This is a genomic window from Kitasatospora cinereorecta (assembly GCF_024172095.1).
In the GTDB taxonomy this organism is placed as follows: Bacteria; Actinomycetota; Actinomycetes; order Streptomycetales; family Streptomycetaceae; genus Kitasatospora; species Kitasatospora cinereorecta.
This window is the reverse complement of record NZ_JAMZDX010000009.1, coordinates 372,465-387,526: the sequence shown is the minus strand read 5'-3', so window position 1 is coordinate 387,526 and position 15,062 is coordinate 372,465. Positions and strand designations below refer to the sequence as shown.

The 15,062-nt window shown below is 71.2% G+C and carries 12 protein-coding genes and 2 pseudogenes; 4 read left to right on the top strand and 10 right to left on the bottom strand.

The genetic code is table 11. The annotated features are described in order from the left end of the window. The 3 genes from FHR36_RS39105 to FHR36_RS39095 form a co-directional block, all read right to left on the bottom strand. Window positions 1-2,051: helix-turn-helix domain-containing protein (locus tag FHR36_RS39105; RefSeq protein ID WP_253805032.1), on the bottom strand; the 2,051-nt coding region annotated here is incomplete at its 3' end. A gap of 13 nt (window positions 2,052-2,064) precedes the next feature. After that, entirely contained in the window at window positions 2,065-2,703 is a 639-nt protein-coding gene (locus FHR36_RS39100; RefSeq protein ID WP_253804556.1) for a hypothetical protein, read from the bottom strand. 314 nt (window positions 2,704-3,017) lie between these two features. Continuing rightward, the gene (locus FHR36_RS39095; RefSeq protein WP_253804555.1) at window positions 3,018-3,713 is read right to left on the bottom strand and encodes a HEAT repeat domain-containing protein; all 696 of its coding nucleotides are present in this window, start codon (window positions 3,711-3,713) and stop codon (window positions 3,018-3,020) included. Between the two features lie 29 nt (window positions 3,714-3,742). Between FHR36_RS39095 and FHR36_RS39090 the strand changes: the two genes are divergently transcribed. Continuing rightward, complete coding sequence (locus tag FHR36_RS39090) at window positions 3,743-4,186, top strand: helix-turn-helix transcriptional regulator (RefSeq protein ID WP_253804554.1); 444 nt, start codon at window positions 3,743-3,745, stop codon at window positions 4,184-4,186. Between the two features lie 128 nt (window positions 4,187-4,314). On the opposite strand, the gene FHR36_RS39085 is transcribed toward FHR36_RS39090, so the two are convergent. From FHR36_RS39085 to FHR36_RS39070, 4 genes and pseudogenes are all read right to left on the bottom strand, one after another. Further along, window positions 4,315-5,739, bottom strand: coding sequence for an RICIN domain-containing protein (locus FHR36_RS39085; RefSeq protein ID WP_253804553.1), 1,425 nt, complete (start codon window positions 5,737-5,739; stop codon window positions 4,315-4,317). Between the two features lie 814 nt (window positions 5,740-6,553). Beyond that, window positions 6,554-7,996 (bottom strand): RICIN domain-containing protein, encoded by a 1,443-nt coding sequence (locus tag FHR36_RS39080; protein ID WP_253804552.1) that lies wholly within the window; start codon window positions 7,994-7,996, stop codon window positions 6,554-6,556. Between the two features lie 959 nt (window positions 7,997-8,955). Beyond that, a pseudogene (locus FHR36_RS39075) lies at window positions 8,956-9,177 on the bottom strand (hypothetical protein); the annotation flags it as partial. Window positions 9,178-9,204: 27 nt separating this feature from the next. Further along, the gene (locus FHR36_RS39070; protein WP_253805010.1) at window positions 9,205-9,768 is read right to left on the bottom strand and encodes a hypothetical protein; all 564 of its coding nucleotides are present in this window, start codon (window positions 9,766-9,768) and stop codon (window positions 9,205-9,207) included. Between FHR36_RS39070 and FHR36_RS39065 the strand changes: the two genes are divergently transcribed. After that, on the top strand, window positions 9,752-10,111 hold the full coding sequence (locus tag FHR36_RS39065; protein ID WP_253805009.1) for a hypothetical protein: 360 nt from the start codon (window positions 9,752-9,754) through the stop codon (window positions 10,109-10,111). The genes FHR36_RS39070 and FHR36_RS39065 overlap by 17 nt on opposite strands. Window positions 10,112-10,141: 30 nt before the next feature. Here the strand turns inward: FHR36_RS39065 and FHR36_RS39060 are convergent, their stop codons facing one another. Beyond that, window positions 10,142-10,501 (bottom strand): hypothetical protein, encoded by a 360-nt coding sequence (locus FHR36_RS39060; protein ID WP_253805008.1) that lies wholly within the window; start codon window positions 10,499-10,501, stop codon window positions 10,142-10,144. Window positions 10,502-11,265: 764 nt separating this feature from the next. After that, window positions 11,266-11,742, bottom strand: a complete 477-nt coding sequence (locus FHR36_RS40495; RefSeq protein WP_407660906.1) for an NEW3 domain-containing protein — start codon at window positions 11,740-11,742, stop codon at window positions 11,266-11,268. Here FHR36_RS40495 and FHR36_RS39055 point away from each other — a divergent pair. Further along, window positions 11,732-11,917 carry a hypothetical protein gene (locus FHR36_RS39055; protein ID WP_253805031.1) on the top strand — a complete coding sequence of 62 codons (186 nt, stop codon included), beginning with the start codon at window positions 11,732-11,734 and terminating at the stop codon, window positions 11,915-11,917. The genes FHR36_RS40495 and FHR36_RS39055 overlap by 11 nt on opposite strands. 577 nt (window positions 11,918-12,494) lie before the next feature. On the opposite strand, the gene FHR36_RS39050 is transcribed toward FHR36_RS39055, so the two are convergent. Next, window positions 12,495-12,884, bottom strand: coding sequence for a (2Fe-2S) ferredoxin domain-containing protein (locus tag FHR36_RS39050; protein WP_253804549.1), 390 nt, complete (start codon window positions 12,882-12,884; stop codon window positions 12,495-12,497). Between the two features lie 215 nt (window positions 12,885-13,099). On the opposite strand from FHR36_RS39050, the pseudogene FHR36_RS39045 reads away from it, so the two are divergent. Further along, window positions 13,100-14,388: pseudogene (locus tag FHR36_RS39045) on the top strand (IS1380 family transposase). Window positions 14,389-15,062: the final 674 nt, after the last annotated feature.

Genomic DNA, 15,062 nt, shown 5'->3' with positions numbered 1-15,062 from the left:
GTCTCGTCGTCCAGGTGGCGGGCGGAGTCGGCCCACTTCCCGATGCCGCCCTTGTAGATGTTCTTGTACAGCCCCGCGAGGACCAGGGCGTCCGCGCGGACCTCGTCCTGGCCGACGTCCTTGTGGACGGCGTAGGCGGCCAGGAACTCGGCCGGGGCCTGGCCGTCGGTCAGGCCGAGGTCGGCGTAGGCGCGCTTGTAGCCGCCACGGATCCGGCCGGTCCACTCCTTGAGCAGCGGAACGGTGTGGGTCGACAGGTAGGCGTCGGTGATGGTGGCCGGGTCGAAGCCGTAGGTGGTGGCCATGTAGGCGACGGTCGGGGTGGCGTACCAGCCCGGGCCGGTGGGCGGCTGGCCGTGGAAGGTGGCCGGGTGGGGCAGCAGCTCGTCCACCGGGGTGCTGGTGAAGTCGCACCACCAGAGGCCGCCGCTCTTGCCGCCGTCCCACGCCGGGTTCCGCGCGTGCTCGAGCGGGCCGATGGGCAGGCGCAGGGAGTCGGTGACGGACAGGTAGGACGCGCAGACGTCGACCGCGACCGCCCACGGGCGGACGGACTCCTGCTCGGTGAGCTCGCGGGCCCACCACTTGTAGTCCTCCTCCTCGCACACCGCCTCGCCCTTGCTGAGGAGTTCGCGGGTGAGCGGGTGGCGGGCGCCGGCGGCCGGCGCAACGCACAGGTCCCCCGTCGGGAGCGCGCCATCACGCAGGTGGGAGGACCACTCGCCGGTTGCCTCGTCCTTGACCCACTCCATGCGCGGGCGCACCGCGTCCAGGAGCAGCATCGCGGTGGAGGCGGTGGTGGCGCCGGGGGCGACGCCGAGGTCGGTGGTGAAGGCACGGAAGCGGCGGGCAAAGGTGGCCCCGTCCTTGGTCCCGTCGGGGGCGGTGGCGAGCGGGCCCGCCAGGGCGCTGGTGGCCTGCTGGCGGGCATCGCCCTGCCCGAGCCACGGCGCGATGGTGACCCGGACCGAGGTCTTCGGGCCGCCGGCCGACCCGGTGCGGCGGAAGACGTGGAAGGCCGGGCCGATGTGGTCGCTCAGCTCCATGCCGACGCTGGCCGCGGCCTTCGCCATCTTTGCCTGCAGCGAGGTCAGGGCCTTCTCCGTGCCCGGCAGGGCGGCGGGCAGGCCGAGCTGCTTGAGCGCGGCCGCGGTCAGGCAGACCGTGCCGTCGCCACCACGCCCCAAGGGGTGGGCCCGCTCGACGCGCAGCGGAAGCCCGGTACCCAGCCACGCGAACCAGTCGCCCAGCTTGGTCCCGGCCGGGGCCGGGATCTGCGGGACGTCCAGCACCCAACCACCGTCGACGGCGCCCAGCGCGACCACCGGCCACCACCGGGAAGCAGCAGCCGGGGCGGCCGGACCGGCAGGCCGCGGGGCAGCCGGGCGGGCAGCGGGGCGGGCCGTCGCCGGGCGCGTCCTGCCCGCCGGGGCCGGCGTGGCGGTGGGTGCGGGCCGGACCGGCTCGGAGGCGACGGGAGCAGCAGCGGGTGCTGGCGTGGCCGGGGGCTGCTCGGCCGGGGCCGGGGCCACAGTCGGCTGCTGGGTGGCTTCGACGGCCGGCTCGGTAGCCGGGGTGGCGGGGCGGCAGAACCCGCCGAGGTGCATCGGGCGGCCCTGGGCGCGGTAAACGGAGGGCTGGCCGCACTGCACGCACGGCGCCGCGGCGGCCATCAGCAGCGAGCCGTCCGGGTTCTGGTCGAGCACCGGGACGGCGGGCGCGTCGGTGGCGTGCTGGGCGGTCGCCGGGGCCTGGGCGTGCGTCTGCGGCTGCGGTGCGACCGGGGCGGCGGGCTGCTGCTCGGGGGCGGGGAAGCGCGCTGCCAGGCCCTCCAGCAGGCGCGTGTACGCCGGAGCGATGTCCGGGCCCGGGACGGCGCTGCCGTCCTCCCAGCCCAGGACCAGGGCCGAGTTCACCCGCAGGGCCGCAGCAACCTGCGCGGGCGTCAGCCCGGCCGCCAGGCGCAGCCGCCTGCGCTCCGCCGGCAGCGGCAGACCGCTGCTCACCGCGGCGAGCAGCGCGTCGACGGAGTCGAACAGCTCGTCGGACATCGGGGGCTGCTCCTCAGCGTCCGTTGGGTCGGGTCGGGTCGAGACGCGGGTCGCCGAACAGGGCGTCGAAAACGTCCTCGGTGACGCAGGCGATCAGTCCGTGCTCGGCGTCGCGCAGGGTGTAACCGGCGCTGCGCCCGAGGTCGGCCGCGGCGATCGAGACCTGCGGGCGGTAGTAGAAGGTCAGCTCCCGCCCCGAGAACTCCGTCCGCTCCGCCGTAGTCTGCGTGGGGGTGAACGGCAGGGTGAACTCGGGCAGGCCGGCCACGTCCGCCTCGGCGGCCAGGTGCAGGACCCCGTCGTCGGCGGCGCGGAACGCGACGACCAGGTTCACGCCGCCGCTGCGGCGATCCTTCGGCAGTCCATGTCCTTCGAGGACCCGGCCGAGCTGGGAAGCGGACATCGCGGCCGCGAGGGCCAGGGCTCGGCGGTTCGAGTAGGCGCCGGCGGCGTCTGCACGGGAGATTGCCACCTCCTTGAACACCGTCAGGTGCTGGATGAGCCGGCTGAGGCTCGCGACCAGGTCGACCAGGTCGTCGAAGCCAGCAACCTGCGGCGGCTCCACCAACCGCTCCTCCCGCAGCGCCGCGAGCAGCGCCCGGCCCAGGCCATCGGGCACCTCGACGTGATCGCCGCCGATGCTGATCCTCACGATTCAACCCCCAATCAGTACGACGTAACCAAATGCTACACCCGTCCACTCTGGGAGCCCGAAAGAAAAGGGGCCAAGCACTGAGCATTTTCAGAGCGGCCACCGATCGGGTGACGGTCGGACGGTCGTGGACCGAGGGGTAACGGACAGGGATCCCAGGCAGGCCGTGCGCCAGGGCCCGCCTGTGGAGGGCTTGTGACCGGCCGTAACAGAGCGGCCGATGGCGCCAGGGAGTGAACGCCTGCGCCGAACCCGGTGAAACCCACACGCCGAACACGAGCGAGCCGCACGAGGTGCCCCTGCCTGCGACTTGGCTACCGGTTGCCGGGCCCCGGACGAAGCGCGTCACGCAGCAGTCGGACCACGTCCTCGGTGAGCTCGGTACGCCGCTGCTCCGCCAGGGCGAGCAGTTCGGCGGCCTGTGCGGGGCTGGCGTCGAGGGACGGGACCGGGCGGGTGCGCCAGGGGTGCGGGGCCAGGTTGCGGATCTGGGTGGTGGCGTCGTTCTTGCCCTGGGCAGCGAGTCGGGGGTGGGTGTCGCCACTCACGACGAGGGCGGCGCGGAGCGCGGTGAGACGGTCGTGCCGGCTCAACAACCGGTAGCCGGCCCGTCGGACGGCCGGCCGCTGCGGGTCGGTGAGCATGTCCCACAGCAGGTCGGCAGGCAGTTGGGTGGCACTGGGGGCGAGCGTGGCGGCGGCCTCCTTGACCACCGTGGTGGAGCCGTCCCGCAGCAGCGCCGTGACCCGGGGCATGGGCACCACGTCGAGGCTCCGCAGGGCGCGCAGCGCGTGGACGCGGACCTGAGGAGCCGGGTTGTCCAGCAGGGCGGTGAGCAGTGGGCCGTCGGCCCGGCTGCCGGTCTCGGCGAGCCCTCCGACTGCCCCGACCCGCGGCTCGGCAGCCTGGATGCCCGCGCGGTAGTACGCCAGGGGATCCGTACCGGTGCGGCGTGCCGCCTCTCGCGCGAGGGCCCGGATCAGCGCGGACGGGTGGTCGAGGTACGGCACCACGTTCTCAGCCGCAGCGCGCGGCCGGGTTGGCCTGCACCGCCGCGCTGCTGGTCATCGAGGCGTCCCGGCTGGCCCAGAGCCGGCCGCCGGGCCGCCACCTCGCCATGCACCCGGCCGTCGCGACGGCCAAGCGGCGCATCGAGCACCGGCTCGCCGAGGGCCGCACGGTCGATGAGCTGGCCGCCGAAGTGCGCCTGTCGCCCGCCCACTTCGCCGAACTGTTCCGGGCCGAGATCGGTGAGCCACCCGCTCGGTACCGCACCCGCCTGCGAACCGAACGTGCCCGGCTGCTGCTCGCCGAGACCGACCTGACGATCACTGCGATCGCCATGGACCTCGGCTACTCGTCGTCCCAGCACTTCGCCACCGCGTTCCGGCGGGAGACCGACGAGACGCCGTCGCGGTACCGCCGTCGGGTCAGACAGCGCGACACGGACCCCGGAGCCGGGCTCCGGGGTCCGTGCAGGTGACCGGTCGTCAGTCCTGGATGGGTGTGGACGTTCCGGTGGAGGTGGCGGTCAGTGGGACGGGGTTGGGTGGACGGGTCCAGGGCCTGTTGCCCGGCCCCGTGACCCAAGGGTGCTGCCTCATGGTGCGATCAGAAGATCGTCCACTGCTGGCGCGGGGTGCCGCTGTTCGGGTCCTGGCTGACCAGGGAGTTGTTGTCGGAGAAGTCCGTGGTGAGGAGCAGTCCCGAGTTGGTGCTGGTGATGGTGTAGGCGCCCGAGGGCAGTGGTGCGATCTGCCAGTGCTGGTTGGCCGCGCCGGTGCAGACTTCCTGGGTGACCGCGGCACCCGGGACGGGGACCTGCCATCCGCCGTCGTCCAGGCACAGCTTGGAGGCGGCGTTGGCGATGGTGTAGGACTTGTCCGGCTGCTGGGTGAGGACCCAGTTCTGGTTGGTGCCGCCGTCCTTGATCCAGGTGATCGGCCGCTCTCCGGGGACGGTGGAGGAGTTCGGGTCGTCGAGGGCGAAGCCGCCGGCGACCGTCAGCTGGTGGGTTCCGTTCAGGTTGCCGCCGCCGTGGTGGACGATCGGGTGCGAGATCGCGCAGGAGTTGGTGTCGTTGGACCACGAGGCCTGCTCGGCGTAGGTACCGAACGCACCGAAGCTCACGTTCGCCAAGCCGCCGGGCTGGCCGGGCTTGATCCAGGCGCACTCGTCCGAGTTCTCGTCCTGCCCAATGGGGTAGGCCCACCCGGTGGTCGGGTAGGTGTCGGACATCATCTCGTGCCACTCGTGGCCGAGCGATGTGGTGTATCCGTCGAGTGTGCCCGCCGCACCGGCGTTGACGAAGTTCGCGCCACAACCGGCACCCATGTCGATGTTGTACGGCTGGTTGCTGAACGCGATGTCGTTGCCGTAGGCGGACGGGGCCGGTCCGCCGCTCAGGCGCTCGGCGTCGTTGTTCCAGTCGTGCCATGCGCAGTACCGGGTCTGGTAGTCGTCCGGGTTGGTGCCGTGCGGCGACATGATCACGTAGTACGCGTTGCGGTTGCTCGCCGCGGTCTTGTTGCCGAAGTGCCCGGCGGCCTTGTTCGCCTCCAGGGCCAGGCCGTGGCCGTCGACGTTCTTCGGCTCGGGTGCGGCGTTGTCGTACCACACGCCGGCCAGGACGCCACCGGCCTGGTAGGGGACGAACTGCGAGGCCGGCAGGTTCGCCGGACACGCGGTCGCACCCGTCGCGATCCCCGGGCCGTCGCACCACTGCGTGAGGTCCGCGGACCAGAGTTCGCCGTTGGTGCCGATGCCCTTGAACATCTGCTGCGCCGCGCCGGCCGCGCCGGCCGGGTCGCCGGAGAACTTGGCGTTGCCGTTGGCGTCGGTGCTCCGCTTGCCCCACTGGTTTCCGTAGAAGACCAGGTACACCTTGGTCTTGGCGCCGCTCATGACGCCCGCGCCACCGATGCCGCCGTGGTACGAGAGCGTGTTGTCTTCAGCGGCGGGCGCCGCAGCTCGGGCGGCGGCGGCGTGCACCGTACGCGCCCGGGCCGCATGGGCCGCCTGATCGACTGTCACCATGACGCCCGCTCGGTGGGCGGGTGCGGCCGGGGCGTCCGCCGATCGGGCGGCACCCCCGGTGGCGGTCGCTGACGCGGCCGCGCTCACGAGGAGCGCGATGGCCGTGCCGAGCACGGCCGCGCCGCGTATCGTCGTTCTTTTCACTGCGCGATTCCCCTCCGAACCGTTGTACGGTCCACTTCAGAGGTTGATGAGCACGAATGTGCTGAGGCGAAATTAGAATTCACGGAACCCGCTCGTCAAGGGGCGGGCCGAGAATGTCAAAGGGTGAGCTTTTCGAAACGCGCCGGAAGCCTGAGCCTGGATCGGAGCGCATGCGATTCACCCGGAGGGCGTGCGGCGCCGAGCAGAGCGAGAATGCCGGCCCGGTCCGGGGATTCCCGGCAGGGGAAAGACCCCAGTGGAACCGCTCCGACGCTGGTCGCCGCTTGTGGTGCGACGAAGGGTTGCCAATGTTCGGCGAGCTGTTTCTCTGGACGAATAATCCGCCGGGCGGCGGATTCTCGACCGGCCCCGGTCGGCTACTTCGTTGACGTTCCGAAGGCCGCTGCGCACGATGCCCGGACAGCTGAGGAAGGGCTCCGAAGAATCCCGAAGACGGATTCCTCACCGCGGAGCGGGTGGAGCTGGTGCAGGAGGGTGCGGTGCGGACCCCGGAGCCGGGCTCCGGGGTCCGTGCAGGTGACCGGTCGTCAGTCCTGGATGGGTGTGGACGTTCCGGTGGAGGTGGCGGTCAGTGGGGCGGGGTTGGGTGGACGGGTCCTGGGTCTGTTGCCCGGACCCGGGGCCCGAGGGTGCTGCCTGGTGGTGGCGATCAGGAGATCGTCCACTGCTGGCGCGGGGTGCCGGTGTTCGGGTCCTGGCTGACCAGGGAGTTGTTGTCGGAGAAGTCCGTGGTGAGGAGCAGTCCCGAGTTGGTGCTGGTGATGGTGTAGTCGCCCGAGGGAAGTGGTGCGATCTGCCAGTGCTGGTTGGCCGCGCCGGTGCAGACTTCCTGGGTGACCGCGGCACCCGGGACGGGGACCTGCCATCCGCCGTCGTCCAGGCACAGCTTGGAGGCGGCGTTGGCGATGGTGTAGGACTTGTCCGGCTGCTGGGTGAGGACCCAGTTCTGGTTGGTGCCGCCGTCCTTGATCCAGGTGATCGGCCGCTCTCCGGGGACGGTGGAGGAGTTCGGGTCGTCGAGGGCGAAGCCGCCGGCGACCGTCAGCTGGTGGGTTCCGTTCAGGTTGCCGCCGCCGTGGTGGACGATCGGGTGCGAGATCGCGCAGGAGTTGGTGTCGTTGGACCACGAGGCCTGCTCGGCGTAGCTGCCGAACGCACCGAAGCTCACCCGCTCCGCGCCACCGACCATGCCGGGGGTGATCCAGGAGCACTCGTCCGAGTTCTCCTGGCCCTTGGTTCCGCCGTGGGTTCCCGGGTTGGCCCAACCGGCGTACGGGTAGGGGTCAGACATCATCTCGTGCCACTCGTGGCCGATCGTCATCGTGTACCCGTCGAGGGTGCCCGCCGCGCCGTCGGTGACGAAGTTCTCGCCACAGCTTTCCACGTCGAGGTTGTACGGCTGGTTGCTGAACACGATGTCGTTCCCGTAGGCGGACGGCGCCGCCCCACCGTTCAGGTTCGCCGCGTCGTTGTTCCAGTCGTGCCATGCGCAGTACTGGCCCTGGTAGCTGTCCGGGTTGGTGCCGTGCGGCGACATGATCACGTAGTACGCGTTGCGGTTGCTCGCCGCGGTCTTGTTGCCGAAGTGCCCGGCGGCCTTGTTCGCCTCCAGGGCCAGGCCGTGGCCGTCGACGTTCTTCGGCTCGGGTGCGGCGTTGTCGTACCACACGCCGGCCAGGACGCCACCGGCCTGGTAGGGGACGAACTGCGAGGCCGGCAGGTTCGCCGGACACGCGGTCGCACCCGTCGCGATCCCCGGGCCGTCGCACCACTGCGTGAGGTCCGCGGACCAGAGTTCGCCGTTGGTGCCGATGCCCTTGAACATCTGCTGCGCCGCGCCGGCCGCGCCGGCCGGGTCGCCGGAGAACTTGGCGTTGCCGTTGGCGTCGGTGCTCCGCTTGCCCCACTGGTTTCCGTAGAAGACCAGGTACACCTTGGTCTTCGCCCCGCTCATGACGCCCGCGCCAGCGAGGCCGCCGCCGTAGGCGAGCGTGTTGTCGCCAACGACGGGTGCCGCTGGCCGGGCAGCCGCCGCAGCTCGGGCGGCGGCGTGCACCGTACGCGCCCGGGCCGCCTGATCGACCGTCGCCATGACGCCCGCACGGTGGGCGGGTGCAGCCGGGGCGTCCGCGATCGGCGGCACCGCCGGTGGCGGTCGGTGGCGGTCGCTGACGCGGCCGCGCTCACGAGGAGCGCGATGGCCGTGCCGAGCACGGCCGCGCCGCGTATCGTCGTTCTTTTCACTGCGCGATTCCCCTCCGAACCGTTGTACGGTCCACTTCAGAGGTTGATGAGCACGAATGTGCTGAGGCGAAATTAAGATTCGTGGAAGCGCTTGTCAAGGAGCGATCCGATAACGTCACGCGGCGGAAATTTTGAAACGCGCCGGAAGCCTGAGCCCGGATCGGAGCGCATGCGATTCACCTGGAGGGCGTGCGGCGCCGAGCAGAGCGAGAACGCGGCCCGGTCCGAGGATTCCAGGCAGGTAAAAGATCCCGACGGCGCCGCCCCGACGCTGGTCGTGGCTCATCGCCACGCCACGGAGGAATTGTTCAGTGCCATCGGGCGGCCGCGATCCGGTCGCACCGTTCGCTGCTTTCTGCGTACGGAGGGGTCGCCATTGTGACTGGGCCGGGCCCGACCCTCGGCCCGAATTACTCACCGGCCTCGATCGGCTACTTCGAGGACGTTCCGAAGACCGATTCCCACGATGGGACAGCTGAGGAAGGGCCCCCGAAGACACCCGAAGGACAGATTCCTCAGGGCGAGCGGGCGGAGCCGGTGGAGCTGGTGCAGGAGGGTGCGGTTCGGCCCCCGGAGCCGGGCTCCGGGGCCGCGGGGGTCACCGGTCGTCAGTCCTGGTTTCGGGCGGAGGGTCCGGTGAGTGGGACCGGGTTGGTCGGGGAGTTCTTGGCCGGGTGCGTCCAGGCGTCGTTGACCGTGGCCGCGTAGGCGTCGTTGTTGGTCAGCGGCTGGAGGCCGAGCGCGCGGTCGATGGTGCGCAGCAGGCCGTACTGGTCGGTGCGGTCCGAGCTCCTCGTAGCCGGCCTGTCACGGTGCCCTTGGAGCCGAGCAGGATGGTGGCACCTTGTTGGGGTAGCTGGGGCCGAAGGACTTGCTCCGGCCCTCGTCGAAGGTGAGGATCAGCAGGGACTTCTGCTGGGTCCAGGCGGGCGAGTTGAAGATGGCGGGCAGGGTGTTCTTGAGCCAGTCGTCGCCGGCGCGGGTGCCGCAGCCCTCCATGTCGTGGCACTCGTTCGGCTCGAACCAGGCGAAGTTCGGTGTGGTGGAGGTGTGACTTCAGGTCGGAAGTACATCCGGGTCAGCGGCTGCTCGTAGCTGGGCGCAGTAGCTGTCCGGCGAGGTGTCGTCGCGCATGTTGGCGAAGGAGTTGAACGGCAGCTGGTCGGCCCAGTAGTCGCCGTGCGAGCTCGTGTCGCAGTTGCCGTTGGCGGACTCCGTGTACGCCTTCCACGTCTTGCCGGCGGGCGTCGACGGTGTTGTTGCCGATGTGCGGGGCGTCGATGCGGGATGCTGCTGTTGTCGTACAGGCCGTAGAGGGCCGCCGCCCGCCAGCGCGACGTAGTTCGGGTCCGAGGGGTGGGTCGTTGCGTACGACTGGGTCAGCGAGGTGTGCCGGAGTCCAGCAGGCTGTTGATGTAGGGGGCCTTGTCGCTGTTGCCGATGATTGTCGCCGAAGTCCTGGTTCTCCAGGTAGACCACGAAGACGTGGTCGAAGCCGGGCACCTTGGAGGCAGGGGCGGTCAGCTTCGGTGCTGGCAGGTTGGCGCCGATCGTGAGGGAGAGGTCGTCCGCGAAGCCGTCGGTGGTGTTGCCGGAGGTCCAGGTGAAGGCCAGGTCCACGCGGATCTTCCGGGTGCCGGTGGGAACGGTTTCCGGTGGCGGAGCGGTGGAGCATGCCGCCCTTGTTGCCGCGGTCGCCGTTGGTGACGGGGGCGATGTCGGAGGAGCCGATCGGCTCGCCGCTGGAGTCCAGGAAGGTGGCGGTGATGCCGACGCGGTCGTTCTGGTTTCCAGTAGGCCGCCGAGCCAGCCGGAGAGGTTGAACGGCACGCCGCCCTGGTCGATGGCGGTGTGGGCCGCCGACACGTCGACGGTCTGGGACTGGCCGGAGTCTCCGGTGCCGCCGCCGGCGAAGAACTGGTCGCCGCGGTTCGGCGAGCCCGGTGACGAGGCGTCGGGGTAGTCGGGCGCGCCGTAGCAGACCGCGTTCGGCTCACCGGAGGTGATCGTCCAGCCGGGGACAGTCATGCCGTCCTTGCCGTATTTCGAGCACTGCGCGACGTCCTCGGCCCCGGGGTCCTGCAGCAGGTTCGCGCTGGTGACGGCGGCTTCGGGGCCGGCAGCTTCGCGCCGATCGCGAGGTAGGAAGGTCGTCGGCGTAGCCGTCGGTGGTCTTCCCGTCGGTCCAGATGAAGTTCAGGTCGACGCGGATCGTCCGGGTGCCGGCGGGAACGTCTCCGGTCGCTTCGCGGTAGAGCATCCCGCCCGTGTTGCCGCGGTCGTCGTTGGTGACGGGCTCGATGCCGGAGGAGTCGATCTGGTCGCCGTTGGAGTCCAGGAAAGTGGCGGTCATGCCCACGCGGTCGTTCTGGTTCCAGTACCCGCCGAGCCAGCCGGAGAGGGCTGAACGGCACGTCGCCCCGGTCGATGGCGGTGTGGGCCGCCGACACGTCGACGGCCTGGGACAGGCCGGAGTCCCCGGCGCCGCCGCCGGCGAAGAACTGGTTGCCGCGGGTCCGGAGAGCCCGGGTGACGAGGTGTCGGGGTAGTCGTTGGCGCCGTAGCAGACCACGTTGGGCGCACCGGGAGGTGATCGTCCAGCCGTTGATGTCCATGGTGTCGGTGCCGTTGTTGGTGCAGTGGTCCGCGTTCTCGACCCCGGCGTCCTTGAGCAGGTTGCCGCTGACGAGCGGGGAGTCGGTCGCCGCGTGCGCGACCGGGACCGCGACCTGGGACGTCGCGAGGAGCAGTGCGGTGGCGGGGAGTACGGCCGCCCGGGCGAGTGCGCGGGAGGAGGGAGCGGGATGGTGGGGCGTCGCATGGTGGATGTCTTCCAGTGGGGGTCGTCGTGGAAAGGCGGCGGGAGCGGGGGAACGCCCGCCGACGGGCATCCGGTCTTGGCGAGGTCCTGGAGGACCGGTGTTGGGGGTTTCTGCAGGTGGAGCAGGTGAAGCGTGGGGGTGGGCCGCGCCGAGGGCCTGGTCGAGTGGGGCCGTCGGTGCACGACGGCTCCGAAGGTGTCGTAGTGGACCTCACCGGGGCAATCAGGGCCGGTCGGAATACGTACCCGTAGTCGGGGGCGCAGCGGGGACACTGACCCCTTAGGTACCTGATGGATCATCGCCCCGTCACCCCGGGGCGAGTCACGGGTGTTCGCACTGCCGAACGGTCGGCGGGCCGCAACCGGGAACGGAGGTTCCCGGTTGCGGCCCGCCGACCGTTCGGCAGCAGATGTGGTTGTCGCGCCTCCTGGACGGGGTCACTCGGTCGGGCCGCTCGGCCCCCCGGTCCAGGAACACGTTCGGCTCCGTGGCGGTCGTCGTCGGGGCGGGGGCGGCCAGGGTGAGCTGGGCGATGGCTTCGGAGGACAACTGCACGCCCGGGTAGGTGGCCTGGACGGGCAGGGAGTAGGCGCCGAGGGTGGCGTCGGCCGGCGGGGGTGACGGTCCAGGTGGCGGTGACGGTCTGGCCGGGCTTGACGCTGGCGAACTTGTCGTGCGAGGTCGCGACGGCCTTCCAGCCCTTGGGCGCCGCCAGGGTGAGCTGGAGGTCCTTGAGCGTGGTGGTGCCATGGTTGGTGTAGGTGGTGGTCACCGTGTTGGCGGCGCCGGCGGTGGTGCTGGCGGGGGGCGTCGATGGGGACACCCACCGGCCGGCCGGCCGGCTCGGCAGCGTTGAGGCGTCGTCCGAGGCGCGCGGCGCCACGCCGAGCGCACGCGGTTCACTCAAGGAAGCCTGGCCCGTCTCCGCGGCCACCTGCTGTCCGTGATCGCCTTCCTCACCTGGACGGCCGAGACCGGCCTCACCCTCGACGCCGTCCACCCAGCGCCACGTCGAGGACCGGTTGGGCGCGGCGGTCCGTCCCGGCGCTCCGTCCGCAGCTTCCTCCAGTGGACCACCCCGCGCGGCCTCACCACCCACCTCGACGTCCCGGGCCCCGGCCCGCAGCCGAGCCCCGGGAATGGTCCACGCCCGAACAGCGGTGGAACCTTCTGGACCGCTGCCTCAACGACGACAGTCTCCCGCTCGACGTCCGCGCGGCCGGCTGCCCGACCCTGCTCCACGGCATCAGCGACCCACGCATCACCGAACTGACCACCCGCCACCTCACCAGCGGAAGCAGGCCCACGATCCGGCTCGGCGAGCACCCGGCCGCCCTCCGTCCGGCGGCGTTCCACCTGCTCGCCCAGCAGGCCGAACACGCCGTCACCGCCTCGGCCGTCGCCCGCACCTCGGCACGGCCCGGCACGCCCTGGCTCTTCCCCGGCCAGTGGACCCGCCGCATCGGCCGCGACTGGAGCACCTACCTGGCGAGCCGCGCCCGACCTCCCTCGGGCCGGACCGCTTCAGCCGCCGATCTGCTGGCGGACGCGGCGGGAAGGGCTGAACGCGTACAGGTCAAGGCTGTCGGGCGGGTCGGCGAGGCCGGGCTCGCCCGCCTCGACCCAGACGGTGATGTCGCGGGCGGCATCGGGGTCGTTGACCAGGCCGAGCCAGACGGGTCGGCCACCGGCCCTGCGGCCCTCGGCGGAGGGCTGGACGACGATGACGTTGGCCTGCTCGCAGGCGCCCAGGCAGTCGGTGGGGCGCACGTCGACCACGCCCGCGAGGGACTCGCGCAGGTCGGTGAGCTGGGCGCGGTGGTCAAGGCCCGGGACGGTGGGGCCGCTTCGCGACGAGGCGGACCATCGCCTCCGGGTTGCCCCGGGCCAGGCCGAACTCCTCGTCCTCCTCACCCCTCCTCGTCCAGGTACGCGGTGGAGCGCCACCGGGCGCGGTCAAAGGCCGGGTCCGCCTCCCCCGCACGCCGGCGGCCGCCCTGGCCGCGTCCGTCCGGCCGGCCGGTGGGTGTCCCGGCCCGGGGCCGAGCCGGCGGGAGTATCGAGCGACGCGGAGCGTCCTGCAGCCGACCTGGCGGCCGACCGTCAGTGCACGGCCCTACGGTCCTGGTGTGACCGATACCGACGCCCTTGCCCTCGCCTCGGCCTGGCAACGCTTCAGTGCCCGGCTGGCTGTCCAGTCCCCGGCCGCAATCGGGACGTGGCTGGCGGAGCTGCGGGCCGCCGCGCAGGTGCTGGCCGGGGACTGCCTGGCCGATGTGGCGATGCTGCGGGCCGAGCCGGCCGTGTTCGGTCCGGTGGCCTCCGACCCGACCGTCTCCCGCCTGGTCGACACCCTCGCCGCGGCCGGGCCCCGCGCCCTCGCGGCGATCCGTCGGGCACGGGCCGACGTCCGCGAGCGGACCTGGCGGTTGGCCGGCGAGACGGCCCCGGACGCGGGCGGCGAGGTGACCGTGGACATCGACGGAGTGCTGGTCCTCGCGCACTCCGAGAAGCAGGACGCCGCCAAGACCTGGAAGAAGACGTTCGGCCATCACCTGCTGTTCGCGTTCGTCGACCACGGCCCGGGCGGGTCCGGCGAACCGGTCGCCGGGCTGCTGAGGCCGGGCAACGCAGGCAGCAACATCGCCGCCGACCACATCGAAGCGGCCCACACGGCGCTGGCCCAGCTGCCGAAGAAGTACCGGCGCGGACGCCGTACCCTGATCCGCACCGACTCCGCCGGCGGCACCCACACGTTCCTCGACTGGCTCACCGCCCGCGGCCGGTGGCTGTCCTACTCGGTCGGGATGACCATCACCGACGCCATCCACCAGGCCGTGCTCCTAGTCCCGGCCTCGGCTGGACCCCAGCCGTCGAACCCGGCGGCGATGTCCGCGACGGCGCCTGGGTCGCCGAACTCGCCGGCGATGTCCTCAAAGGCTGGCCGAAGGGGATGCGGCTCATCGTCCGCAAGGAACGGCCGCACCCTGGCGCACAGTTGCGCTTCACCGACGCCGACGGCATGCGCCTGACCTGCTTCGCCACCAACACCACCGGCACCCCCATCGCGCACCTGGAGCTGCGGCACCGCCAGCGCGCCCGCGCCGAGGACCGCATCCGCGCCGCCCGCGACACCGGCCTGCGTAACCTGCCCCTCCACCAGACCGCCCAGAACCAGATCTGGCTGGAGATCATCCAGCTCGCGCTCGACCTGCTCGCCTGGATGCCCATGCTCGCCCTGACCGGCCAGGCCCGACGGTGGGAACCCAAGCGTATGCGGCTGCGGCTGTTCTCCGCCGCCGCCCAACTGGTCACCACCGGCCGCCGCCGCTACCTCCGACTCGCGCGCCACTGGCCCTGGACCGAAGTGATCACCAGCGCGTTCGCGCTCCTGCACGCCCTGCCGGACCCAGGCTGACCAGCGAAATCACCCCATCCCGGCGAACATCGGGACCACTTCCGGAGCTGTGGAACCCGGCGCCCACTCGACGCGACAGTCGAACCCTCGGCGTCTCTTGAGCCGGAAACCCAGCCCGGACAAGCCGAAACGGCCCGCCAGTCGAGCTGACGAGCCGTCATGCAAGATCGAGGCTAGGTGTAAGGGGATCCCGCCAGAATCGGGGTGCCGCTTCCGGCCATCACCCGCCAGAAATCCCGCCTTTCGTAAAGGGTGCGGGCCCACGAATTTCCTGCCAACATTCCACCGGTCCGACCCCGGCTGGCTGTGCCAGAAACCCGCCGTGCGGGAATCCCGCCACACGCCCCATGCGGACACCAACCCGAGATAAAATCCCCTCCACTAACCCGGCCGAGCCCCTTATCAGGAACGCACCGGGACCCCGGCCATCCATACCGGGCGACAGCCACCACGACCAGCACAAACGACAACAATGACAGCACCCAAACGACAAACCACAACAGCCGATACCGAGCAGCCGACCAGCAGAAACAGGATCTCAACCACTGCCAGAACACTGACGCCACATCACTGCCGCTCCCCCGACGCGCACCACCATTGACTTCCCGCCTTCAATTCCTCCCGTCCGGCCCTGGAGCGGACGGTTCACGACGCGCCCGCGGGTGCCAAACGGG